This is a genomic window from Halothece sp. PCC 7418, from assembly GCF_000317635.1.
Lineage (GTDB): Bacteria > Cyanobacteriota > Cyanobacteriia > Cyanobacteriales > Rubidibacteraceae > Halothece.
The window spans coordinates 135,375-159,048 of the sequence record NC_019779.1 but is presented as its reverse complement, the minus strand read 5'-3'; the positions used below and the strand labels follow the sequence as shown (position 1 = coordinate 159,048).

Sequence of the window (23,674 nt, the reverse complement as noted above, 5' to 3'; positions counted from 1 at the left end):
TCACTCCTCATCACTCATTATTGATTACTTTTGAAAGGGATTGATTGGCAATTAATTATTATTAGTTATTTTCCTGATTTTCCTCCTCTTCGGCTGCTGCTGCTGCTTCTTCTTGGGCTCTTAATTCTTCAGGGCTAATCGGTAGAATAGCCTCTAATTGAAAGGTTGAACGCAGTTGCGGATTTCCCGTAGCAAGAAAGCGGTTTTCTTCTAAAGAAAACTCTCCTGGCTGTTGTTCAGTCACTTGCGTATTAAAGTTATTGACCAGTAATAAAGGTTGTAACCGTTCAATACTTCTAATCAGCGATCGCGTTTGGGTAAATGTTCCGACCACTTCTAAACTATAAGTTTTGCGCTTAATTTTACCATTGACTGCAGCACCAAAAGAGCCATCATTAACCACTTCTGGATTTGCCATTAGCGGTTCAAACCGTTCTAATTGAAATTCACTAATTTCTTCGGTTGTGGTTTCACTATTGGTGGCTTGAACGGTCTGTTCTAAATCGAATAGTAAAGTATCTAAGCTCTCTTCATTTGACAAGAGATTTAAGACTTCATTTTGTTGTGATCTTGCAGTTTGAATTTGTTCTTCTAACTGTTGAATTTGCCCTTCTAAAGCGGGTTGGTTTTCAATTTGAGTTTCGAGTTGATCTCTTTGATCAACCAGTTCACCGTATTCTTGTCTGGCGGGTTGTAGGAAATTCAGCCACATATAACCAGCTACTCCAATTCCTACTAACGCAATAGCAATTCCCGTGACTTGAGGGGTAAAGGTAATCCCAAAGGCTTCTGGGTATTCGGCCCCTTCTTCCTCTTCCAGTTGTTCTTCTGGGGTTAATTCATCACTAAAAGTCATAGTTTTTGTCTGCTAAATTCTTGTGTTTTATTGTTAGTTATTGCACAATTCCTTTTTGCTCTAAAGTCCTAATTCGAGTCACAAGACCGATCGCGCCTTGTTCTTGAAGAACAGGTAATAACTCGGAAGCCGACTGATCATTGAGTTGAAAGGAAAGAGTATAGTTAACAATCGGTTGTGGTGATAATTCTCCGACAATCGGTGGCAAATCACCAGTTAATTCCAAATTATAATTCCCTTGGGCTGCTGTTTCTAAATTCACTGTTTTTGCTTGCACTAAAGGTGAGCGCTGCAAGGTTAAAGCAAAGTAATTCACTGCTTCATAAGACTCTCCCACGCCTTGTAGATTAAAGGCAATTGTGCCTTGACTTTCCGATTGTTGGAGATTATTAATTTGAACATTATCGGGAGCGCGATCGCGCACATCTTCTAAAATAGCCGATAATGGTTTCACTTTATTAAAAATATTGGCAAGGGCGGTTAAATTGCTTTCTGCTTGGGCTAATTCTTCTTGTTTTTGAGTCACTTGTTGCTGTTGACTTTGCAACTGACTAAATTCTTGTTCTAAGGTCGTAATTTCACGCTGCACTTGTGCTTTTTGGAGGTTGGTTAAATACCAAAATCCTCCCACCGTCGCAGGAACAGCTAAACCCACAACTGCACCAATAATCAGTGGTAAATTTCCCTCTAAACTTGGTAAAGATTGAGTTCCTTGATCTTCGGTTACTTTTGCGGGTTCTTCTCTTTTTCGACGCTCTCTTAAAAAATTGACATCTAAACTATACATAGTCTTTAAATCTCCTTCAATGCTAAGCCTAAAACTGTTCCTAAACCTGGACGTTGTGAATTATTAATGTCGATTTCTGTTTCTAACGATAAAGCCTCAACGGGATCAATTTGTGTGGTTGGAATATTTAAGCGTTGGTTAAAAAAGGCATCAATTTGTCCAATGCCAGCCCCAGGACCTGCTAACAACATTTGTACAACTTCCATGCCCTCACTTTGATTCAGATAATAATCAACGGAGCGACGAACTTCATCCGTCAATTCCCCTAAAACACGCTGTAAAGCATTCATCCCTGGATTAAGAGGGGTAGTTTCTTCTTTCGCTTCTTTATCCGAAATGGGCAGTGTCATTTCTTGTAAGGTTTCAATATTGCGAGAGGGAGGCAAACGCATCGCTCGGCTTAAGGCACTTTGCAACTGAAAAGTTCCAATGGGAATGGTGCGATTAAATTCTGGAACACCATCAACAATAATGGCTAATTCTGTATTGTCAAATTCGATATCGACCAAGACCACTGCTTCCTGAGAGGGATACTGTCGTAATTGTTCCCGAATCGTGCGAATTAGAGCAACCGTGTTAATTTCAAGAGCATCCATTCGTAAACCGACTTGTTGCTCAAAGATATCAAGATAAGTATCCGTGACTTCACGGCGCGTGGAAATCAGCAAGACTTGCACTTTTTCAATGCCATCTTCATCGGGAAAGTACCCTAATTTCTGATAATCTAAATCTACTTCTTCGATGGGATAGGGTAAATAAAGCCCCGCTTCTTGATTAAGAACCACATCCCGCAGTTCCTCCTCAGAAAGTTCTGCTGGCACGGGAATTAAGTTCAGCATTGAATCCCGCATGGGCACAGCAGCAGCCACACTTTTTGCCTTAATATTATTTTCAGAAAGGGTCTCCTGAATTAAATCGGCTAAGGTCGGTGGATCGATGATTTTACCATCGGAATAAACCCCTTCGGGAACTTCTTTACTCGCTAGAACTTCGAGTTCATACCCTCGATCTGTATTACGAATTTGAGCGACATTAATTTGGTTTGGGGTTAGCTCAATGCCAACACCTTTTCCTTTTTTTGAAGAAAACTGGGAATTAACTTAGAGAGAGGCTGTAACATTTTTTCACTAATGTCTGGGTTTGGAATCAATAGACTCCATAGAATTATCCCTTATTCTAGTTGACATCTCTACCGTTAAATCAACAGGTTTTATGGGTGGAATTGGCTCACCTCTTAAGCTCATTTGGGGAGGAGTCGCGTGTTTTCCCATGATCAGACGTTTACAGCTATAGTGCTGCGTGCTGAGAACAAGGGGAAAGGAATGTTAAAGTGATCTTTTCCCGTACCCCCTGACCCTTTTTCCGATCAATGAGGTGGATTTCGATCTGTCTAACACCTGAATGAGGAGTGCTATATTGCAAGGATCTCGTTTTCGGGAGAAAATGTCTAAGATTGTAGTGAAAGTAACCAAAGTTCCGAGCCTGAGAATGATAGATCAGAACTGTCAATTGTTTGTTTGTTATCCTGACCAACGGTTACAGCCAGCGCCTTCTCTCTAAGGGGACGCAATCTGTGACTGACGGCTAGAGGTTACGCTTTCTTAAACAAAAGCCATAATCTCGAACTGAAAAGTTATCACTAAAAAACATGACTTGTCGTTATCTATATTGAGGAGATTCAATTTTGAAAAAAGTAGAAGCAATTATCCGACCTTTTAAGTTAGACGAGGTAAAAATTGCCTTGGTTAATGCGGGTGTTGTAGGAATGACGGTTTCTGAAGTCCGTGGTTTCGGTCGCCAAAAAGGTCAAACTGAGCGCTATCGCGGTTCGGAATACACTGTTGAATTCCTACAGAAGCTCAAAATCGAAATTGTGATTGAAGAAGATCAAGTGGATACCGTGGTTGATAAAATCATCAATGCTGCTCGCACGGGCGAAATTGGAGACGGAAAAATCTTTATTTCGCCTGTGGATCAAATTGTTCGGATTCGGACAGGTGAGAAAAATCTAGAAGCGGTTTAAGCCTCTGATTGCTCTGGGAGTAGCTCAACTGCTCCCTTTTTTGTCACTGTAAAACCAAGCTTTGACACTCCGCGCGATAAATCGACGCGGATTCTAGAGGTTGCCTAAGACGAGGCTCAAGCCGTCGTCTTAGACTTCCAGCTAGTTTGGGGGACTGTCATCGACCCCGTCCTTAGAATCGACCGCATCCATTACAGAGACGGTTTTCTGAAGATTCAAAGGACATGAGAATCCGACCCATTTGCCGATATTCTGGGCTGCATTCCAATCAGCGTTACATTTATAACCATCAAAACCCGTAAACCAATGACGGTTCCGTTTACCAATCACTCCATTGCGATGGTCTGACTTGCTTGTATAAGGCGCAGGAACCGACTCGACTGGTACTCCAGCCAGACTTGCTTTATATCGGGTAAACTGTTCTAGCTGATAGAACGCCCAGTGATCACGGTTTTTAGAAGCATCAGACTTAGTTTTCTTTCGTTGCTTGGAGGTCTGTCTAATTCCTGATAAATCTTCAAATCGTAACCCCATTCCATAGTCCTGAGCCAACTGCACCAGTTGCTTAGAGACAATGTGGTTAATGTGGGTCATAATTTTGCGTTCTCGCTGCTCTAACTGCTTGACCTTTTTGAGCTTTTTGGCTTCTTGTAATTGCTTGCGAGTTTTTTGAAACTTTCGTCTGAGCTTCTTCACGCGCCCTGCTTTCCAGAATTTACCAAAACTTTTGGGTAATGCAGCTACAGCGAGATTATTCTGTCCTCTATCGACTCCAATCCAACCTTTAACTTGATTCGGCTCAGGAACGTCCATTGAGACACTAATCAAGACATACCAAACTCCCTTCTTAGACTTGCATATCTTCAGGCTCCCTAGTTTCACCTGACCCAATATGGCTTTGTCTAGGACTTTTGCCTGAGAGGAGGAATGGACTTCTAGAGGGATGCGTTTCTTTCTGCCTCGATAAAGGTTAAAAGAAACCGTGTATAACTCTCCAGACTTGGTTATTTTGTAACCTTGGTTGTTGACTTCTAGCCACATCCGCTTAAAACGCTTTGCTTTGGTTTTAGCGTTGGTGTTGCGGATGGTTTGGTTAATCCACATTGAGCCAAGTTCTAGATGGCTAAAGCTAGCACTGGTTAACTCTCTGCGCTCCTTCTTGCTAAACCTGAGCAGGTCATTAGCCACTTGCGTGTTGAGGGCGGTTAGCCTCTCAAATTCGCTGGCTTTGACCTGATTTAGTTGATAGAAGGGAAGTTTTAGAGTTAGTGTTTGCTTAGCCATATTTTCACAATAACATATCCTACATAAGTTCGTAGGATACAAAAGACTAAAGTCTTTTCCTGCCATTCATGAGGGGCTGTGTGCGGAGGTTTCCTCCGCACCTAGAAAGCCCCGTCCATCCGTTTCAAACGGATGGCTCTCTGACTGGTCTATTGTAGAATATCTGGAAATAAGGCGGAGAAGGCTTGACCGCGATGACTGAGTTTTTCTTTCTGATCGGGTGTCATCTCAGCAAAGGTTTGCTGGACACTGGGAACATAAAAAATGGGGTCGTAGCCAAAGCCGTTGTTTCCTCGGGGGGCTCTGAGAATTTCTCCTTGACAAATTCCTTCTTTTTCCAGCGCGATCGCGCCATTAGGGTCAGCAATGGCAACAGCACAAACAAATTTGGCAGCCCGATCTGGCGTATCACCTAACTCTCTCAACACTCGTGCAATCCGTTCTTGATCCGTCTCTGCATAACGTGCCGAATAAATGCCAGGTGCGCCATTCAGTGCTGCCACAGCCAAGCCCGAATCATCCGCGATCGCGCATTTTCCAGTAGCTTGAGCGACGGTTTTTGCTTTTAACCTTGCATTTTCCATAAATGTTGTTCCCGTCTCTTCTACGTCCAATTCTGGGGGTTTGAGGGCAAGAGTGCAGGGCAAGTCCCGCAGATAACTTTGCATTTCTTTGAGTTTCCCTGGGTTACCCGTGGCAACAATTAACTGTTTCATTGAAAAATTCCCTTCTAAAATGAGGATAGTATGGATCAATATCTCATACTGGGGAGTTTTTGGGAGGAGCAATCATGCTAGTGGTATTAATGGACGAACAAGTTTTATCGCCGAAGCAAGTTTGTCAGAATTGCTTACTCGCTGACCGTCGCGGACTCCCCCGTTGGCGTCAGGGACATTTAGGGTGTGGACACCTCTTAAGACGTTTGAGCGAGCAGCAGCCGGAACTCTATGAATGTCAAATGGGATTTCGTCTGGCTCGTTTAACCTCAATCAACGGCGATCACACAACACTAAAACCTCAATAAAATTAAGGAGTTAACTCTATGGCGGGTCGTGGTAACACTGAAATTCAAGACCGATTTTTTGCTGCTTTGCCTTATGTTTTACCGTTAATTTATGTGCTACCGTTTGGTAATTTTTTGCTCCAGCAGTTTCCCATTCTACAAGTCATTTATGTCCCGCTGCGACCAGTTATTCAAATTTATTACGGCTTTCCCTTTGCGGGTCTGATTATTTTCTTTGTTTTGCTGTTTGCAGTGGTTAGAAATGAAAATATTAGCCATTTTATTCGGTTTAATACCATGCAAGCGATTTTAATTGATATTTTGCTGGTTTTAATTCGCTTTGCCACTCAAATTTTAGGGGCTGGTTTAAGAGCAGGTGGCGGATTATTAATTGAAACGTTTTTCAATATGATCTTTATTGGCACTTTAGCAGCTTGTATTTATGCCATTGTGCAATCAGCACGGGGGATTTACGCTGAAATTCCTGCGATTTCGGAAGCGGTGGCGGGACAAGTCCGTTAATTGTTATGAAGGATTTTTGCTTTTTTCGGGACTGAGAACATGGTTTTCTAACGCGCCAATGCCTTCGATTTCAATCCGAACGCGATCGCCAATTTGCATCGATCCAATTCCTTTCGGGGTTCCGGTGAGAACGACATCTCCCGGAACTAACGTCATCACCTGAGAAATATAAGAGATTAATTTCTCAATGGGAAATACCATTTCTGTTAATAAAGCCGATTGTCTGGGTTCGGTTTCGTCATTAATAAACGTTTGTAGGGTTGCGCCTGCACTTAAATCCCTAACAATCCAAGGGCCCAGGGGACAAAAGGTATCAAAGCCTTTGGCGCGAGTCCACTGACCGTCTTTCCTCTGTAAATCCCGTGCGGTAACATCATTAGCAATGGTATAACCCCAAATTTTTGTTCTGGCTTCTTCTGGGGTACAGTTACGGGTTCGTTCTCCCATGACGATCGCGAGTTCTCCTTCATAATCCACGCGCTGACTTAATTGAGGGTAGTAAATAGGCTTGAGATGCGCGGTAACCGCCGTGGGAGGTTTGAGAAAAATTAACGGTTCTGTGGGGACTTCTCCCCCCATTTCTGCTGCGTGTTGCTGATAGTTTTTTCCCACTGCAATGACTTTGGTTGGGGCGCAGGGGGCGAGGAGTTCATAAGTTTCTGGTTCTAGCTTTAAATCTGTTGGTTGTCCTCCCAACCAAGAGGGAGCGTCTAAGACTTGGACACTGCGATCAAGCTGTAACAGTCCGTAGTAAGTTTGGGCTTGGGTCGTTTTAACTCGGACGTAGCGTTGCACCATAAGTCGGTTCATCATTAATAATTGAGTCATCTGTCATTCGTCATTCGTCCTCAGTTATTAGCGAGTTGTTCTTGATTATTTCTAGAAATCGTTAACTAACTCTGAACAAGCCACAGAGGACGAACGGCAATAGACAAACGACTAATTGTTAATTTTAGATCAAATATCCAAGTCAGTCAGATTGAGTTGGGGACCGTAAGTTTCAATGAACTCTCGGCGGGGGGCAACGCGATCGCCCATTAAGACGCTGAAAATGCGATCGGCTTCCGCTGCATCTTCAATTTCCACACGCTTCAGTGTCCGTGTTTCGGGGTTCATGGTGGTTTCCCACAGTTGCAACGGCATCATTTCTCCTAAGCCCTTAAACCGTTGCAGGGTATAGTTAGCATTATTCGGGAACTCTCTAACTAAATTCTGCATCTCGCGATCGCTGTAGCAATAGTAATGTTGTTTTCCCCGTTCTACTTTATAGAGAGGCGGACAAGCGATGTAAACATAGCCTTGTTCAATGAGCGCCCGTTGATAGCGATAGAAAAAGGTTAATAACAAGGTTCTGATGTGCGCTCCATCAACATCAGCATCAGTCATAATCACTGCGCGATGGTAACGCAGTTGCGAGAGATCAAACTCTTCTCCTTTCACCCCTAAGCCCAATGCAGTAATGAGAGATTGAATCTCATTATTTTTATAAATTTTGCTGTCATCGGTTTTTTCAATGTTCAGGATTTTACCTCGTAAGGGCAGAATCGCTTGAAATCGTCTGTCTCGACCTTGTTTAGCACTGTTATGAACAAAAACGCCACTGGCGAGGGCAAAGTTATGGGTGTGGGGAACTTCAATGTCATAGACATCTCTAGTTTCCGAGAAAGATTCTACTGCGACTGCGCGACGCTTATCATCAATAACTGCTGTTGTCGTTAAAAGATTCTCTCCATCAGATAACCGTTCAAAAATTCTCTGTGTTCTCTGTGACTCTGTGGTTAAATCAAACATCAAAGCATCATCAGGAGTCAACCGTGAAGCAGCCTTATAACTCCCATCACGCAACATAAACGGATGGTCTGGCGTACAAATGATCGTTTCTCCATTATCGAGAGTGACTTTAACGACTTCAGCATTTGTTTTAGTAATCCGAGCGTTAATAATTCTTTCTAGCCCAACTGTGCCATCTTTACGGATCGTGTAACAGAAGTTTTGTTTTCCGGCTGCTTCTTCTATAACCAGTTGCTTAAATGTGACATTCCGTCCATCTGCTAAAGCAACTTCTGTATCACCATCAAAACAACCGCCTGCACTATCGCCTTCCACAATAAAGATTTCCGACTCTGCGGGATCGCGGGAACTGCAATCAGCTAATTTCCCAGGAAGGGGAGAAGATTCTAAAACCGATTTGCGACGGACTAACTCTCTGGCGCGACGGGCTGCTTCGGCTGCTTTGAAGGCTTGTACAGCTTTTTCAATAATCGCATCGGCAACATTGGGATTAAAATCTAAAAACTCGGTGAGGGTTTCTCCCACTAAAGAGTCAACAATCCCTCTCACTTCAGTGTTCCCTAACTTCGTCTTGGTTTGCCCTTCAAATTCGGGTTCTGGAACTTTTACGGAAATCACGGCGGTTAACCCTTCTCGGATATTTTCCCCCGCCAGATTAGAATCGTTTTCTTTAAGTTTGTTGCGCTTTCGGGCGACATTATTCATGGTGCGGGTTAAAACGGTCTTCAACCCCTCCAGATGCGTTCCCCCGTCAACGGTGCGGATATTATTAGCAAAGCCTAAAACATTATCACTATAGGCATCCACACACCATTGCAGGGCGACTTCCACTTGTACCCCTTCTTTTTCCCCTTGCACGTAGATAATGTCAGGGTGAAGGGGCTGTTTTTCACCGACGATGTAACCGACGTATTCCTTAATTCCCCCTTCATAGCAGTAGGTTTCCTGACGTGGCTGTTCTGGGTTACGGTGGTCAGTAAAGGTGATTCTCACCCCAGCGTTGAGATAGGCGAGTTCTCGCAGTCGTCCCGCAAGGGTGTTATAGTCAAATTCAATCCCTGTTGTAAAAATTTCTGTATCAGGAAGAAAGCGCAGTGATGTTCCCGTTTCTGGGCTCGGATCGGGTTCGCTTTCTAACTCATGAGTGGGAATCCCCCGTGCGTAGCGTTGCTTATAGGCGGTGTTTTCCCGTCGGACTGTCACTTCGACCCATTCGGAAAGGGCATTAACCACAGAAACCCCAACCCCATGCAGTCCGCCAGAAACTTTATAGCCTCCGCCTCCAAATTTACCGCCCGCATGGAGAACGGTCATTACGGTTTCTAATGCTGATTTACCCGTGCGGGAATGGACTTCTACTGGAATGCCACGTCCATTATCAGTTACAGTAACTGAGCCATCTGCGTTAAGATCGATTTCGATATGGGTGCAGTAGCCAGCAAGGGCTTCATCAATGGAATTATCCACCACCTCGTAAACCAGATGATGCAGTCCTCGCGGTCCAGTTGAGCCAATATACATTCCAGGGCGTTTACGAACTGGCTCTAGACCTTCAAGAACTTGTATCTGTTCAGCACCGTAACTGTTTGTCATAAGAGTCTCCGAAGAATTAAAGCATCCAGCCCTGTCGAACAACTTTTAGGGCAAAATCTTCGGAAATTCTAACACAAAAGGGTTGCAGGCGACATAACCGTGTTTTGAATTAATTTTTATTTGACCATACAGGGGGCAGTTAATCGTGATGAAGCGGTGAGCCCTCGTTGTGTCTAATTGAAGAGTGAGTGCAGTGCGCTGTGACCTGTTATAGCGCTACGCGCTGGGAAAAGGGGAAAGGTAATGGATGACTTGGTTTTGGAATTTCGATCTGTCCTAACCTGCATGAGTAGTGCTATACCTTAACCGTGTTCAGATTAGTTTGATTGACAAGTTTGATTATAAGTTCCTAATACATATAAAATATCATCTCCTGAGTTATATTCATAAACTCCTGGTTCTGAATATACTTCTTGATTGGTGGGGCTTTCGCGATCGCCATCTTTACCAAAAAATGTAATTTGAATATAACATTGATTTCCATTAACCTCCCAACTTTCGTAGTCATATTCAGAGTCAAAGGGAACCACACCATCAGAAGTTTTAGGAAAATAACTGATACCGTCAGGGGTAATATTAGGATAAACATCAGGTGGAAAGTAACCTTTTTCAAGACGATGAGATTTCAGTTCTTTTGCCATTGCATCCATCTGAACTCTCGCTTTGGTATAACGGGCTTTGTCGGCTTGGGCGACTAGAGAAGGGAGGGCTACTGCACTTAAAATTCCTACAATAACAATGACAATTAACAGTTCAAGTAAGGTAAATCCTTCCTCATTTTTTCCCTTTTGAAGATATTCAATTATTTTTTTTATATAAACTAACTGACTCATTTTATTATCATTATTTTTTACGATTAACTTTAAGTTACCCAGATTTAATATTAAAAATAACAACACTATTGTGATAATTAATAATCATGCTTTGAGAGTAAAATGAAAAATTGTTTTCTTGAGTTCAGGGTGGGGAGTGAGGATTCCCTTGAGGAAAAGAGAAGTCTATGTGATTTATATATAATCAAAATTGTCCTTAAAAACAATTAAAAAGAAACTGAAATTAGGTTGTTTTTGTAATTTAAATTCGGAACTAATGACAAGCGGGTGTCGCAAAACTTGAGCGATTTCAAGGCGGGAAGTACAGGTAATTTATGACGGGATTGAAGAAGTGATCGCTTCTTGCGCGATCGCGCTCAGAGTTCTATCAGAGGCTTGGGGTAAGTAGTAATAAGTCCCTGCTGCTTGTTGCGCGATCTCTTGCGCTAACCCAGAAGAAATGTATTTGCGCTCAGTATCAATCACCAGTAACTGCATCCCTAAAACACGGATTTTTGCTGCAATATCCAGCAGTTCTTGTTTGAGATTCGGTTGTTCTTCTTCTGACAAAGGTTGAGCCACTGATCGCGAGAGAGAAATATTACCACGACCATCAGTAATCGCAACAATCACCACTTGACTGACATCTTTACTTTGTCTCGCATTACAACCCAGTCGCACCGCTTGCGCCAAACCATGGGCGAGAGGCGTTCCCCCGCCACAGGGAAGGCGTTCTAGGCGACGACGAGCAGCAGTGACGGAACGAGTTGGAGGTAATAAAACGTCCGCCCGTTCGCCCCGACAAACAATCAAAGCAATCTGATCGCGATGTTTGTAAGTTTCACTTAAAAGTTGTAGGGTTGCGCCCTTTGCTGATTCCATGCGGTTGAGCGCCATTGATCCCGAAGCATCAACCACAAAAATAACCAGTGCTTTGGCTTTGCGAGCGAGACGTTTCACTCGTAAGTCATCCTTTTTGATAATGACGCGGTGTGTGGAAGCAGCATGAGAACGTAACTTTTGATAAGGGGCTGCTGCTCGTAAAGTTGCATCAACTGCGACTCGTCGCACTTCTCCTCTGGGAAACATGGGCTTGACATAACGCCCGCGATCTTGAGAATAAATTAAACTGCGTCCCCCAGCTTGACCCCGACGGCGACGCGCCATCAGACCAAAGTTAAGCAGCATCGGATCTAGGGCTACTGTCTCGGGTGCAATCACTAACTCTGCGGGGATAGTTTCGGACGCTTGAGGAGGCGTTTCTTCTTGTTGGTCTGTTTTTGACTCGGACGTTTCGGGAGTAGATTCAGGCGGTGCTGTCGGCGGTGTGGGCGGTTCTTTTGGCATCGGAACCATGGTTGCTCTGGGAACAATCGCCAGTTCAACAGCGACTTGCAAATCTTCAGTGTTTACTTCTACCCGCCCTAAAAGTGCAGCATGGGCTTTTGCAATACGGACAGCACAGATTTCTCCGCGATGACCTTCAATCTGGAAGCGTTCGGCTTCTGCAACCAGAGTGGTCATTTGTTTTTGTTGAATGATAACCTGTGGTAGTAACTCCCGAGCGAGAGCAATTTGTAATTTCAGTTCGTTAATCTCTTCAGCGTGTTGTTTGAGAAAGGGATAGGGGGCATTTTGGAAGTGAACCACACGCTCGACTCCAGACACCCGTTGCGCCACAGTTAAGGGACTGTCCGCAGAAATTCCGATCGCGAAAAGGTCTAAAAGCTGCGATCGCAGTTCTTTTTCCTCTGGATTATAGGTTGCAATCACCAGAGGTTGACAGGGATGTTCAAAACTAATCCCCTCTCGCTCAATGCAGTTCCGCCCTTGAGTCAAAATAGTGAGTAAGAGATTGGTAATACTCTCATCCAGTAAATTAATTTCATCAATGTAGAGGATACCGCGATGGGCTGCTGCGAGTAATCCAGGCTGAAAGATGGTTTCTCCCTTTTCAATGGAACGCACCACATCCACAGACCCCAATAATCGGTCTTCTGTTACCCCTAGAGGAACTTGTATAAACGGGGTTGGTCTGACTTCTACTTTAGGGATTAAGTTGGGATTCGCCTCTCGGGTCAAATCATCCCATTCCTCAGGATGCTGCGGATCGCAGTTGCAACAAGACCCTTTGACCACTTCAATCGGCGGTAATAAAGCGTGTAATCCTCTAGCGAGAACGGTTTTTGCAGTTCCTCTTCGTCCCGCGATCGCGATTCCCCCTAAGTTCGGATCAACAGCAACCAACAGTAATCCCAATTTAATTAAATCTTGATTGACCACTGCTGGTAAAGGAAAAGCAACTGGGGAAAAGTATAATTGTGGCGATGTCTGTTCTCTCATAATGTTCCCCTCAGACCTACTTCCATTGTCTCTCATGAAGTTGGGAGATCGAGATAAATAGCGATCGCGCAGAGAGAGGGGGTAAGATGATGAAAAGTTTTCTCTCTGTGTCCGATAAAAGGGTTTTCTCCTGTGATCATGAGTCAATTGCAACAGACTATTCAAGATATTCTCGCCAACCTGAAAGGCTTATCCTCCCTGAAAGAATTACTGGCTGAACTTAACTACGATCGCGCAAACGTTCCCCTTTCCACTCGCCACTGGAGTGAAACCGCCACAGAAAAACTCGCAGATCATCCCCTTTTACTCGCCACTGCTGGGGAAGATTTCCACATTATCTATTGTCGCCTTAACTCAAACCAACTACGACAAACCGATGAACGCCCCATTATTACTCAACTTCTGAAAGAACATCCTTACATCAACTGCATTGATACGAAAGGAATTAACTGTGAGAAATGGGAAGAAGAAATTGATGAAATTGTCGCTGTTTTATATGGCTTGTAAACGGGTCACTGGTCATCTACAAGGCGCAGCCAAAAGACTGGAAAGCAATTTTGCACTTTATACCATTTTGGAGAAGTCAAGTTACATTAAATCCCCCCTAGCCCTCCTCACTAAAGCTCCGGTTGGAAAGGGGGGAATGATGGGTTGGTGTGTAGCGCCAGTTTATCAAAATGGTATTAGTATGACTCCAGAAGCAATCTCCCGATTATTTTTGTCCATAAACTAACTGATGTGTTTTGAGAATTTCTTGGCGACGATAGGGATTATTTAATTCTTTTTTTTGCACAATATCAACGGGACGACTAAATAAATTCTGTAATTCCTCTTGTAAATCTATTAAATCAAATAAACTCCAACTAGGTTTCTCTTGAAAAAACACTAAAACATCAACATCACTATCTTCATTAAAATCTTCCCGTAAAACTGAACCAAATAAAGCCATTTCCTCAATTTTCCACCGTTAACAAACATCTTCAATGTCGCTGTAAGAAACATTCAGCCTCTCACTTAAAATTAATTGTAGGTCTGTTGTTAATGAAGTCATAATCACACCATTATCTCTAATATTCCATGATATCGTTGTAAACTGGTAACTGGTCACTAATAACTGGTCACTTGGGAAAATGGGGAATTTCTTTATTTGATGATTCCTTAGAATTGGAAGATTTAAAGTAGGGTGGGCAATGCCCACCCTACGAGGTGTAACATCTGGTCATAAGAAGATCATTTAATATCAGGTTCGGGTAATTGCTTATGATTGTTGTTGGGATTCACTTTGCTCCACCCAACCTACTTTGTTGGCTGAAGCTAGTATTTTTCGAGCAGGTGCTATGATTGAAAAAGGACATCGATTTACAATTGATTTAGTAGAAGCAGAAAAAGCGAAACCCCATATTCTCAAAGCAATTGAACAAGGAATAGAGCTTTGAATAATCAAGAAATGATTCTGATATTGACCTTTTAATTGTCTTGAAAGACCCTGTTAATTCTGAGGAAGAAATTGAGCGAACAGGAGAGTTTACATCTGATTTTTGTTTAGAACATGATGTGGTTATTTCTCGCGCTTTCGTCTCGTTATCTCAATTTAATCAAGAGTCCCTTCCTTTCTTTCGGAATGTTCACCGTGAAGGAATTTTAGTATGACTCCTTCCCAAAATACTATCCTTAAAAAAGCAGTTCGGAGTTATCGTTGTCAACTGGTAACTGATAACTGATTGGTGTTGGGTTTCGTGACCTCAACCCAACCTACGTTTTGAATCTTTTGTCAGTCAATGAAGAAGCGGAAGATTTCAACGCCAACTTAATGGCGGAAATGAAGCAATCATGGGCGATCGCGCCAACGTCTCCCTATGATATCTATATGAGAACCTTATGGGATATTTACAACCAGATTAAACTTTTCCATAGAGAAAGAGATTCAAACTCTAATTGCAACAGATGTTCTCGCAGAAGGATTGAACTTACAAGATGGCAATATTATTATTAACTATGATTTGCACTGGAATCCTGTTAAATTAATTCAACGCTTTGGAAGAATTGATCGCATTGGTAGCGAAAATGATGTCATCTATGGCTATAACTTTCTGCCAGAAACAGGATTAGAGAAAAACCTCTGTGGCATGAGTAACACGATTAAAACAACTCTATCATCAACATAATATAGGAGAATGGCGGGATAAAAAACTAGCAAGAGAAGAGAAACCAATTGCAACCATTATTTGTAGCGAAGCCTTGGTTTAATTTAGTTTTTTTTCACGGGATTTTGTATAAAATGGATTACTTTTCTAAACGGGGTGAAGAAGGGATCAGAAAGGGAAACCCGTTAAGATCAAAGTAGAGCGTTTCTGCGGGAGGGCGGGGATGACACACCGGATTGTTTTAATTGCTGGCTTTGAATCGTTTAATGCCAATTTGTATCGGGAAGCAGCAAAAGTTGCTCAGCAACACTGTCCTGAGTTAGAAATTTTTGTCTTTAGTAATCGCGATTTAGCCAATTCTCCTGACAAGATAGAAAAGGCTTTAAAAGGGGCACAAGTCTTCTTTGCCAGTTTACTCTTCGACTATGACCAAGTGATGTGGTTGCGAGAACGGATTCAAAATATTCCCATTCGCCTGGTGTTTGAGTCTGCACTGGAACTGATGGCGCTGACAAAGGTGGGAACGTTTACTCTCAGTGAAAAACCCAAGGGAATGCCAAAACCCGTTAAATTTATTCTTAGTAAGTTTGGAAATAGTCGGGAAGAGGATAAGCTAGCAGGTTATTTGAGTTTTTTGAAAGTAGGACCGAAGCTGCTGAAGTATCTTCCCGGTCGCAAAGTCCAAGATTTACGCCATTGGCTGACGATTTACAGTTATTGGAATGCCGGGGGGGCTGAAAACGTTGCCACGCTGTTTACTTATATCGCGAAAACTTATCTCGATTTACCCGTCGGTGAGATTCCACCGCCTATAGAAACGCCCAATATGGGGTTGTTACATCCCGATTATGAGGGTTATTTCACTTCCCCTCAAGATTACTTGCAGTGGTATCAGAAGGAGAAACCAGAAGCAACCGATCGCGCTGTAGTTGCCATCCTCCTTTATCGCAAGCACGTTCTTACCCAGCAACCTTACATTCCCCAACTGATTCGCGCCTTTGAAAGTGCAAACCTGTTACCGGTTCCTTTCTTTATTACAGGGGTGGAAGGTCATATCGCCGTCCGAGATTGGCTAACCACCGCTTATGAACAGCAGCAGCGGGAGTTAGGCAATATTGCCACGCGATCGCTGCGAAAAGAAGCAGTAACAGTTGATGCGATTGTCTCCACTCTTGGTTTCCCGCTAGTGGGGGGTCCTGCTGGGTCTATGGAAGCGGGACGACAAGTAGCAGTCGCCACCCGCATCTTAAACGCCAAAAATGTCCCCTATATCGTCGCTGCACCGCTATTGATTCAAGATATTCACTCTTGGACCAGACAGGGGATTGGTGGGCTGCAAAGTGTGGTATTGTATGCGTTACCCGAACTCGATGGCGCGATCGAGCCGGTGCCTTTAGGGGGTTTAGTCGGAGATGATATCTATCTGGTGCCAGAACGGATGAAACGCTTGACAGGACGGGTGAAACGGTGGATCGCCCTGCGGGAAAAAAGTCCGCGCGATCGCAAACTCGCGATCGTTCTTTACGGTTTTCCCCCTGGATATGGCGCAACAGGGACAGCAGCTTTACTCAATGTTCCTCAATCTTTGATGCGCTTATTACGAGAACTGCAAGCGCAAGGATATAACCTCGGCGAACTGCCAGAAAGTGGAGAAGCATTGATTCAGCAAGTGCGAGACGCAGATGAAGCCTATTCGGGTCAACTCCCGCACACATCAGACTTGAGTGCAAGTGGGATTACAACCGTTAACGCGAAAGCCCTCCATAAATGGCTCAAACCCATTCAAAGGCGACGGATTGAGAAGCAGTGGAAATCGTTAACGGGGAGTGGAATTCGGACGTTGGGCGATCACTTTTTACTCGGGGGTGTCCAACTGGGGAACATCTGGATTGGTGTACAACCGCCTTTAGGCTTGTCTGGCGACCCCATGCGCTTGATGTTTGAACGGGATCTGACCCCGCATCCCCAATACGCAGCGTTTTATAAATGGCTACAGGAAGCGTTTCAAGCCGATGCTGTGGTTCATTTTGGCATGCACGGGACTGTAGAATGGTTACCTGGTTCTCCCTTGGGGAATACGGGGTATTCTTGGCCCGATACGTTACTCGGAAATATCCCCCATCTCTACATTTATGCGGCAAATAATCCCTCTGAGTCCATGTTGGCAAAACGGCGAGGCTATGGGGTTTTAATTTCTCATAATGTCCCGCCTTACGGTCGCGCTGGTTTGTATAAAGAACTGGTAACCCTACGAGATTTAATTACAGAATATCGCGAAGATCCAGAAAAGAATTTCCCGTTGAAAGAAGCGATTTGTACTAAGGTGGTTGATACGGGCTTAGATGCAGATTGTCCACTCCCTGCGCTACAAGAGCAAAATCTCACCTTTTCTTACCAAACGGTCAGTCAACTTGCACCAGAGATTTTTGATAACTATCTCAAAGATCTCTATGATTATCTGAAAGTGTTAGAAAATCGTCTGTTTTCTTCGGGATTGCACGTTTTGGGTCAGCCTCCGAATTCAGAACAATTGGCGAGTTACTTGCACGCCTATTTTGATGGGCAATTATCAGAAGATGTTTTAGACACAATCGCGCAAGGGGAAACGCCTTCTGATGTTTCTAATCAATCCCTTTTAGAGGAAGCCTTAGAGATTCGCGATCGCCTGAACCAGACAACAGATGAAATCACGAATTTACTACGAGGTCTAAACGGGGAATACATCCCCCCTGCGCCTGGTGGCGACTTGTTGCGAGATGGTCCGGGTGTGTTGCCTACAGGACGGAATATTCATGCCCTTGATCCCTATCGGATGCCCTCTCCTGCTGCTTTTGAACGGGGAAGCGCGATCGCGCAACAAATCATTTCTCAACATTTAGCTGAAAATGGCACGTATCCCGAAACCGTCGCCGTGATGTTGTGGGGCTTAGATACCATTAAAACCAAAGGGGAATCTCTTGGCATTGTCCTCGGCTTAGCGGGGGCAAAACCCGTAAAAGAAGGGACAGGGCGCATTGTTCGCTATGAGTTAGACCCGTTAGATCGCCTCAATCATCCGCGCATTGATATTTTAGGCAATCTCTCAGGAATTTTCCGTGATAGTTTTGTGAATGTGATTGAATTGTTAGATGATCTCTTTCTACGGGCAGCAACCGCAGATGAACCGCGCGATCAGAACTTTATTCGCAAGCACGCTTTAGAATTACAAGCCCAAGGTGTGGAAAATCCCTCAGCACGACTGTTTTCTAATCCTGCTGGCGATTTTGGTTCACTGGTCAATGATCGCGTTTCCGACAGTAACTGGGATACAGCAGAACAACTCGCAGACACTTGGCAAGGGCGCAATGCCTACAGTTACGGTCGCAACGATAAAGGTCAAACGCGCCTAGAAGTCCTCAATAACCTCCTCAAAAGTACCAGTCGTATTGTCCAACAAATTGATTCCGTTGAATATGGACTCACCGATATTCAAGAATATTACGCCAACACAGGCGCACTGAAAAAAGCAGCAGAAACACAAGGAGGAAAACCCGTTACGGCTAGTGTGGTGGAAAGTTTTTCCAAAGATTCTACGCCCCGCCAACTAGAAGATGTCTTGCGTTTAGAATATCGAACAAAACTCCTGAATCCCAAATGGGCGCAAGCAATGGCGGATCAAGGATCAGGGGGGGCTTACGAAATTTCCCAACGGATGACTGCGTTAATCGGTTGGGCGGGAACAACTGACTTTCAGGAAAACTGGGTCTATGACCAAGCTGCTGAAACCTATGCCCTTGATCCAGAAATGGCAGAACGCTTACGGAAAGCCAATCCCGAAGCCTTTCGTAATATTGTCGGCAGAATGTTGGAAGCCGAAGGACGAGGATTCTGGGAAGTCGATGAGGATCGCTTGCAACAGCTACGAAACTTGTATGATCTCACTGATGCGGAATTAGAAGGAATTGTGACTCCAACATCAAATTAAGCTGAGGAGAGAGAGGTGACAATATGCTGAGTTTTTATTAAAATAATATGAGTAAATAACTAAATAGTTATTAAAAGTAGTTTACTAGAGGGTGTGAGGAAAAAACCTGAATCTAGCAGTCTGATCCTGTTGCCAACAGCTGTTCACCTGATCCTTTCTTTCAGGTAAGGATTGCTAGATTCTTTCTCTAGAAGTTACAGCTTCAATATAAATCATCATTATGACTACACTTCCAAGCCTTCAAATTGGTAATCATGTCGCTCAATCCCCGATCATTCAAGGGGGAATGGGAATCAGAATTTCTGGTGCTCGTTTAGCCAGTGCTGTCGCCAATGCAGGCGGTATCGGTATTATCTCTGCTGTTGCTTTGGGATTTGGTTCATCCTACTTTGATCCCAAGCAACGGGGTAAACGAAACATTTTTGAAGCCAACCGTCTCGCTTTAATCGACGAATTGAAAAAAGCCCGTGAACTCAGCCCCCATGGTCTGATTGGCATTAACTCCATGGTTGCAGGACAAGACCATGAAACTTTGGTGAGGACAGCAGCAGAAAATGGGGCAAATTTGATCATTGCGGGTGCAGGGTTACCATTGCATTTACCCGCCTACACCCAGGATTATCCTGATGTTGCCCTAGTTCCCATTATTTCTAGTCCCCGAGCAGCAAAAGTGATTTGTCGCAAATGGCAACGTCAACATAGACGCTTACCCGATGCGTTTGTAGTGGAAAATCCCAACTCGGCTGGGGGTCATTTGGGGGCAAAAAAAGAGGAGTTAGGAGAACCGAATTTAAGTGCAGAACAAGTTATTCCAGAATTAATCAGGTATCTGCGAGAGGAGTTACAAGTGGAAATCCCTGTGATTGCTGCGGGTGGGATCTGGGATCGCTCGGATATTGATCGCGCTCTCAGTTTAGGAGCAAGTGGCGTGCAAATGGGAACTCGCTTTATTACCACAGATGAATGCGATGCCGATTGGAAATATAAAGCCTATCATCGCGATGCCAAGCCAGAAGATGTGGTGATTGTTCCTTCCCCCGTTGGGCTTCCTGGACGCGCCCTGAAAAATCCCTTTGCTGAACGCGCGATCGCGCAGTCTCCTGATTTAGATAAACGTTGTTTCGGCAGTTGTTTGCAAGTGTGTAGTTGTCGCGATCAGAGGGAACATTATTGTATTGCCCGTGCTTTGGATAAAGCAGCCCGTGGCGATGTAGAAAATGGCTTAATTTTTGCGGGGAGTAATGCGGGACGTGCTGATTGCATTACTCCTGTTGCAGAATTAATGGCAGAGTTGGTGAACTAACTCAAAGTGATCAATATTTGCTGCAAATTGATCGGGGAGAGATTTCTTTCCCCTAACTTCACCAGCCAATTGACTTTTTCAGCAGACCCTACTTAAGCTAGTTTATCGACTTTTTCAACAGATCCGAATTGGCGTTGCCGAGGAATTTCATAAGCCATAAAATCATAAGCGAGACAAGTCTGGGGAAAAATGGCTTGTGCTTCTTCCAGTAAGTGGTTGAGTTGCAAAGGATTGCCAGGGGCATAACGGGGACTAAAATGGGTCATAATCAGTTGTCGGACATTTGCTTCTAAAGCCACCTGTGCTGCCATAGTGGAAGTAGAATGCAGGCGTTCAAATGCCATTTCCGCATCTTGATGAGCAAAAGTCGCTTCATGAATCAGGACATCTGCATTTTTAGCCAGATCGATCGCGCTTTCTGTAAAGACCGTATCAGTACAATAAACAAACTTACGGCCTGGTTCATCAGGATCACATAAATCTTTTCCAGCAACACGACGACCGTTATCCAAAGTAATCGTTTCTCCTTTTTTTAAGCGACCGTAAATCGGACCTGGGGGAATGCCTAAGGCTTTAGCCCTCTCCACATTAAAACGCCCTGGTCGGTCTTTTTCCATCACTGCATAACCAAACGCGGGAACTCTGTGTTTCAAGGGATGACAAGTGACTGTAAAATCTTCATTTTCAAACACAACGCCTGGTTCTACCGTATGAACCTGTACCCGATTCGCAAAATAGGTATGAGAATAGCGTGTACAGGCTTTGAGATACTCCTTTAAATCGGGAGGGCCATAAATATCAACTTGTCCCTTACTTCCCGCCAAGCCTGTGCTGGCAAGTAATCCGGGCAAACCAAAGGTATGATCGCCGTGCATATGAGTAATAAAAATACGGCGAATCTGAGAGGATTTGAGGTCACTACGCATCAATTGGTGTTGTGTCCCTTCACCACAATCAAATAGCCAAATTTCCGACTTTTGCGGAAGCCGAAGGGCAACACTAGACACATTGCGCGATCGGGTTGGGACACCAGAACTTGTTCCTAAAAAAGTAATTTCCACAACTTTTGTTTTTCGTTCTTCGTTCTTTGGAGACGTTCCATAGAATATCTTGACATTGTTCCTTGGTAACTGGTCACTGATCACTGGCTTACATTCCAATGCCAAGTTTACCGGCTAACCCAGGGCTGAGAGGAATCAAAGTGGCTAACATCAAAAATAATGCTAACAGTCCTAACGCTGCTCTGGCATCATCGGGTTCAGTTAATTCATTTAAACTAGGACGCTCTAAACTGCGTTGTAAAAATAGAATCAAAATGCCCCAATAAAGAGGAATCGGGTTACTGGGGTTCGTAATCGCCACAATTCCTAAAACAATTAAAGTCGCAACTGTGGTTCGGCGAGCGGTTTTTCGCCCATAGATGGCTTGCACAATTCTCCCCCCGTCAAGTTGACCAGCAGGCATTAAATTCAGCGCAGTAATCACCAGCCCCAGCCAACCGACAACAGTTAAGGGATGAACATCCACCACCGATTCTTGTAGCTGCGATCCGAGAACCACTTTGGCAAGAGAACCGACGAGAATTGATCCCTGAAAGAATTGGGTGGGAACTTGAAACAAACTTCCTGGTTGGGACAAAATCAAACCAGCCACCAACATCAGTAGGGAGACGAGTCCACCCACAGCAGGACCGGCGAGGGCTAACTCAAATAAAACGGTTCGCGAAGGAAGTAAAGACTCAATGCGAGTAATCCCACCAAAAGAGCCGATTTGTAAACTGGGAATAAAAAAGGGCAAACTCAAACGAATGCCGTATCGTTGAGCAATAACCCGATGACCCACTTCATGGCTCCCCAGAATAATCGCCAGTCCAACGGCAAAGGGAACCGCTTCCTGAAACCGTTCCCAGTTATTAAATAAATCAAACCCTAATAATAAGCTAAAGGCTTCGACACTTGTCACCGCAGTTACCACCATCAAAACAATCGCTAGAATTTGCTGGCTCGTGGTGCTCGGTTGCGGATCATTGGTACTGGGTAAAACAATCACGACTGGCTTGTTTTCGGGACTTTCCACTAAAAACAGACGATACTTTTCACCTAAGGCAGCGTGCAGCTTCTGAGAGAGTTGTTGATAAACTTGGTCTGGATCCGCTCGTAAGTTCCCCTTAAAAATTGCCCCATCTTGATAGGGAATGGTTTCTGTACTGAAAAAGGTATCAATGCCAAATAAACCTTGGATGGTTTTTAAGTCTTCTTCGGGAATGGGAGGTTTGGTCGCTCCAGATGCTGCTTCTGCTTCGGCATTGTCTGGGGAGTCCTCTTCTGAATTTTCCTGAGCGAAAGACTGTTTTTCTCGTAACCGCTCATTGGCTTGTTGGCGAAGCATCACATCTTGACCTGCTGCCCGCAGACGACTTCCTAAATAAATATAAATCCCAGTGGAAGTTAATAACAACAATAAAACTCCCACCAAGTTCAGATAAATTCCTGCTGCAAATAAACCAAAAAATAGTAACCACGGAGCCATCAGGACAACGGACTGTAACCAAGACAGGATACCAATTTTTCCATAAGGTCGAGCGCGGTTAAACCCCCAAACGAGGATTAAAACTGCGATCAAGATAATTGCGCCCGTGGCGAGAGTTTCTGAGTTATTAAACATTATTCGTTAAAGATTATTTGTTACTTGTGATTCCTTATTGTGTTACCACACCATCACCTTAGGTTGACAAGTAACTCATTCTCAATTATTAGTAGATGAATGATCAAATGCCCCCTCCTGAACGCATCAAGGAGAGGGAAAGAGAAGCTGGATGCAGTGGTTAATTTAAGACTTGTTCCACTTCCGCAATTTCTGGAATAAATTCTCGCAGACGGCGTTCAATGCCCATTTTAAGAGTCATTGCCGAACTAGGGCAAGAGCCACAAGCCCCTTGCAGCTTCAGTTTGACAATGGGGCCTTCAATTTCAACTAAATCGACATTACCGCCATCTGCCATGAGATAAGGACGGAGTTCATCTAACACTTTTTCTACGTTTTCTGGGGTGAGGGCGAGTTTAGTATCAGCCATAATCTACCTTTTTTTGTTGATCAGTCTAGTTTCCTTATATCTTATTTTGGTAGGTTCTGACATGAGAAACAACCGCTTGGGGTGAGAGGAGCGACAATCGTTTGCCAACTGGATGTTGTGTTTTTTTCTATGCTAAGAGCGATGCAGCGATTAGGATGGTAAAGGATGTGAAAAGA

The 23,674-nt window shown here is 44.0% G+C and carries 20 protein-coding genes and 1 pseudogene; 8 read left to right on the top strand and 13 right to left on the bottom strand.

The genetic code is table 11. From position 1 onward, the window contains the following. Window positions 1-61 precede the first annotated feature (61 nt). Genes PCC7418_RS00685 through pilM form a run of 3 tightly spaced genes read right to left on the bottom strand, consistent with a single transcriptional unit; the run spans window position 62 to window position 2,701 of the window. Window positions 62-856, bottom strand: coding sequence for a hypothetical protein (locus tag PCC7418_RS00685; RefSeq protein WP_015224257.1), 795 nt, complete (start codon window positions 854-856; stop codon window positions 62-64). Window positions 857-893: 37 nt separating this feature from the next. After that, window positions 894-1,643: a PilN domain-containing protein gene (locus PCC7418_RS00680; RefSeq protein WP_015224256.1), complete on the bottom strand. Its 750-nt coding sequence runs from the start codon at window positions 1,641-1,643 to the stop codon at window positions 894-896. Between the two features lie 5 nt (window positions 1,644-1,648). Next, complete coding sequence (gene pilM, locus PCC7418_RS00675) at window positions 1,649-2,701, bottom strand: type IV pilus assembly protein PilM (protein ID WP_051030509.1); 1,053 nt, start codon at window positions 2,699-2,701, stop codon at window positions 1,649-1,651. Between the two features lie 626 nt (window positions 2,702-3,327). Between pilM and PCC7418_RS00670 the strand changes: the two genes are divergently transcribed. After that, entirely contained in the window at window positions 3,328-3,666 is a 339-nt protein-coding gene (locus tag PCC7418_RS00670) for a P-II family nitrogen regulator (RefSeq protein WP_015224255.1), read from the top strand. A 141-nt stretch (window positions 3,667-3,807) separates the two neighbouring features. On the opposite strand, the gene PCC7418_RS00665 is transcribed toward PCC7418_RS00670, so the two are convergent. Both PCC7418_RS00665 and rdgB read right to left on the bottom strand, forming a co-directional pair. After that, on the bottom strand, window positions 3,808-4,950 hold the full coding sequence (locus tag PCC7418_RS00665) for an RNA-guided endonuclease TnpB family protein (RefSeq protein WP_015224254.1): 1,143 nt from the start codon (window positions 4,948-4,950) through the stop codon (window positions 3,808-3,810). A gap of 149 nt (window positions 4,951-5,099) precedes the next feature. Further along, entirely contained in the window at window positions 5,100-5,666 is a 567-nt protein-coding gene (gene rdgB, locus PCC7418_RS00660; RefSeq protein ID WP_015224253.1) for an RdgB/HAM1 family non-canonical purine NTP pyrophosphatase, read from the bottom strand. A 74-nt stretch (window positions 5,667-5,740) separates the two neighbouring features. Between rdgB and PCC7418_RS00655 the strand changes: the two genes are divergently transcribed. Further along, a complete protein-coding gene (locus PCC7418_RS00655; RefSeq protein WP_015224252.1) occupies window positions 5,741-5,974 on the top strand; it encodes a hypothetical protein in 234 nt (77 codons plus the stop codon). 18 nt (window positions 5,975-5,992) lie between these two features. Continuing rightward, complete coding sequence (locus tag PCC7418_RS00650; RefSeq protein ID WP_015224251.1) at window positions 5,993-6,475, top strand: Tic20 family protein; 483 nt, start codon at window positions 5,993-5,995, stop codon at window positions 6,473-6,475. Between the two features lie 3 nt (window positions 6,476-6,478). On the opposite strand, the gene PCC7418_RS00645 is transcribed toward PCC7418_RS00650, so the two are convergent. The 4 genes from PCC7418_RS00645 to bchD all read right to left on the bottom strand — a co-directional run bounded on the left by PCC7418_RS00645 (window position 6,479) and on the right by bchD (window position 13,014). Then, a complete protein-coding gene (locus tag PCC7418_RS00645; protein ID WP_015224250.1) occupies window positions 6,479-7,273 on the bottom strand; it encodes a fumarylacetoacetate hydrolase family protein in 795 nt (264 codons plus the stop codon). Window positions 7,274-7,432: 159 nt separating this feature from the next. Beyond that, a complete protein-coding gene (gene gyrB, locus PCC7418_RS00640; protein ID WP_015224249.1) occupies window positions 7,433-9,859 on the bottom strand; it encodes a DNA topoisomerase (ATP-hydrolyzing) subunit B in 2,427 nt (808 codons plus the stop codon). Between the two features lie 317 nt (window positions 9,860-10,176). Then, the gene (locus tag PCC7418_RS00635) at window positions 10,177-10,692 is read right to left on the bottom strand and encodes a type II secretion system protein (protein WP_015224248.1); all 516 of its coding nucleotides are present in this window, start codon (window positions 10,690-10,692) and stop codon (window positions 10,177-10,179) included. 312 nt (window positions 10,693-11,004) lie between these two features. Further along, a complete protein-coding gene (bchD, locus tag PCC7418_RS00630; protein ID WP_015224247.1) occupies window positions 11,005-13,014 on the bottom strand; it encodes a magnesium chelatase ATPase subunit D in 2,010 nt (669 codons plus the stop codon). 138 nt (window positions 13,015-13,152) lie between these two features. Between bchD and PCC7418_RS00625 the strand changes: the two genes are divergently transcribed. After that, entirely contained in the window at window positions 13,153-13,521 is a 369-nt protein-coding gene (locus tag PCC7418_RS00625; protein WP_015224246.1) for a hypothetical protein, read from the top strand. A gap of 205 nt (window positions 13,522-13,726) precedes the next feature. Here PCC7418_RS00625 and PCC7418_RS00615 read toward each other — a convergent pair whose 3' ends face one another. Further along, window positions 13,727-13,972: a nucleotidyltransferase family protein gene (locus PCC7418_RS00615; protein ID WP_255348291.1), complete on the bottom strand. Its 246-nt coding sequence runs from the start codon at window positions 13,970-13,972 to the stop codon at window positions 13,727-13,729. 518 nt (window positions 13,973-14,490) lie between these two features. Between PCC7418_RS00615 and PCC7418_RS00605 the strand changes: the two genes are divergently transcribed. From PCC7418_RS00605 to PCC7418_RS00590, 4 genes and pseudogenes are all read left to right on the top strand, one after another. Then, complete coding sequence (locus PCC7418_RS00605) at window positions 14,491-14,664, top strand: hypothetical protein (RefSeq protein WP_216086660.1); 174 nt, start codon at window positions 14,491-14,493, stop codon at window positions 14,662-14,664. Window positions 14,665-14,927: 263 nt separating this feature from the next. Beyond that, a pseudogene (locus PCC7418_RS00600) lies at window positions 14,928-15,167 on the top strand (C-terminal helicase domain-containing protein); the annotation flags it as partial. A gap of 214 nt (window positions 15,168-15,381) precedes the next feature. Further along, complete coding sequence (gene bchH, locus PCC7418_RS00595; protein ID WP_015224244.1) at window positions 15,382-19,122, top strand: magnesium chelatase subunit H; 3,741 nt, start codon at window positions 15,382-15,384, stop codon at window positions 19,120-19,122. 220 nt (window positions 19,123-19,342) lie between these two features. Next, window positions 19,343-20,425 (top strand): nitronate monooxygenase family protein, encoded by a 1,083-nt coding sequence (locus tag PCC7418_RS00590; RefSeq protein WP_015224243.1) that lies wholly within the window; start codon window positions 19,343-19,345, stop codon window positions 20,423-20,425. 92 nt (window positions 20,426-20,517) lie between these two features. Here the strand turns inward: PCC7418_RS00590 and PCC7418_RS00585 are convergent, their stop codons facing one another. From PCC7418_RS00585 to PCC7418_RS00575, 3 genes are all read right to left on the bottom strand, one after another. After that, window positions 20,518-21,486: a ribonuclease Z gene (locus PCC7418_RS00585; protein WP_015224242.1), complete on the bottom strand. Its 969-nt coding sequence runs from the start codon at window positions 21,484-21,486 to the stop codon at window positions 20,518-20,520. An 88-nt stretch (window positions 21,487-21,574) separates the two neighbouring features. After that, entirely contained in the window at window positions 21,575-23,089 is a 1,515-nt protein-coding gene (locus PCC7418_RS00580; protein WP_015224241.1) for a site-2 protease family protein, read from the bottom strand. 160 nt (window positions 23,090-23,249) lie between these two features. Beyond that, window positions 23,250-23,498: a NifU family protein gene (locus tag PCC7418_RS00575; RefSeq protein WP_015224240.1), complete on the bottom strand. Its 249-nt coding sequence runs from the start codon at window positions 23,496-23,498 to the stop codon at window positions 23,250-23,252. Between the last annotated feature and the right edge of the window lie 176 nt (window positions 23,499-23,674).

Bases quoted from the DNA above. Each gene is read 5' to 3' on its own strand.
- PCC7418_RS00685 (WP_015224257.1), bottom strand. From the start codon at position 856: ATGACTTTTAGTGATGAATTAACCCCAGAAGAACAACTGGAAGAGGAA.
- PCC7418_RS00680 (WP_015224256.1), bottom strand. From the start codon at position 1,643: ATGTATAGTTTAGATGTCAATTTTTTAAGAGAGCGTCGAAAAAGAGAA.
- PCC7418_RS00665 (WP_015224254.1), bottom strand. From the start codon at position 4,950: ATGGCTAAGCAAACACTAACTCTAAAACTTCCCTTCTATCAACTAAAT.
- rdgB (WP_015224253.1), bottom strand. From the start codon at position 5,666: ATGAAACAGTTAATTGTTGCCACGGGTAACCCAGGGAAACTCAAAGAA.
- PCC7418_RS00655 (WP_015224252.1), top strand. From the start codon at position 5,741: ATGCTAGTGGTATTAATGGACGAACAAGTTTTATCGCCGAAGCAAGTT.
- PCC7418_RS00650 (WP_015224251.1), top strand. From the start codon at position 5,993: ATGGCGGGTCGTGGTAACACTGAAATTCAAGACCGATTTTTTGCTGCT.
- PCC7418_RS00645 (WP_015224250.1), bottom strand. From the start codon at position 7,273: ATGGTGCAACGCTACGTCCGAGTTAAAACGACCCAAGCCCAAACTTAC.
- gyrB (WP_015224249.1), bottom strand. From the start codon at position 9,859: ATGACAAACAGTTACGGTGCTGAACAGATACAAGTTCTTGAAGGTCTA.
- PCC7418_RS00635 (WP_015224248.1), bottom strand. From the start codon at position 10,692: ATGAGTCAGTTAGTTTATATAAAAAAAATAATTGAATATCTTCAAAAG.
- bchD (WP_015224247.1), bottom strand. From the start codon at position 13,014: ATGAGAGAACAGACATCGCCACAATTATACTTTTCCCCAGTTGCTTTT.
- PCC7418_RS00625 (WP_015224246.1), top strand. From the start codon at position 13,153: ATGAGTCAATTGCAACAGACTATTCAAGATATTCTCGCCAACCTGAAA.
- bchH (WP_015224244.1), top strand. From the start codon at position 15,382: ATGACACACCGGATTGTTTTAATTGCTGGCTTTGAATCGTTTAATGCC.
- PCC7418_RS00590 (WP_015224243.1), top strand. From the start codon at position 19,343: ATGACTACACTTCCAAGCCTTCAAATTGGTAATCATGTCGCTCAATCC.
- PCC7418_RS00580 (WP_015224241.1), bottom strand. From the start codon at position 23,089: ATGTTTAATAACTCAGAAACTCTCGCCACGGGCGCAATTATCTTGATC.
- PCC7418_RS00575 (WP_015224240.1), bottom strand. From the start codon at position 23,498: ATGGCTGATACTAAACTCGCCCTCACCCCAGAAAACGTAGAAAAAGTG.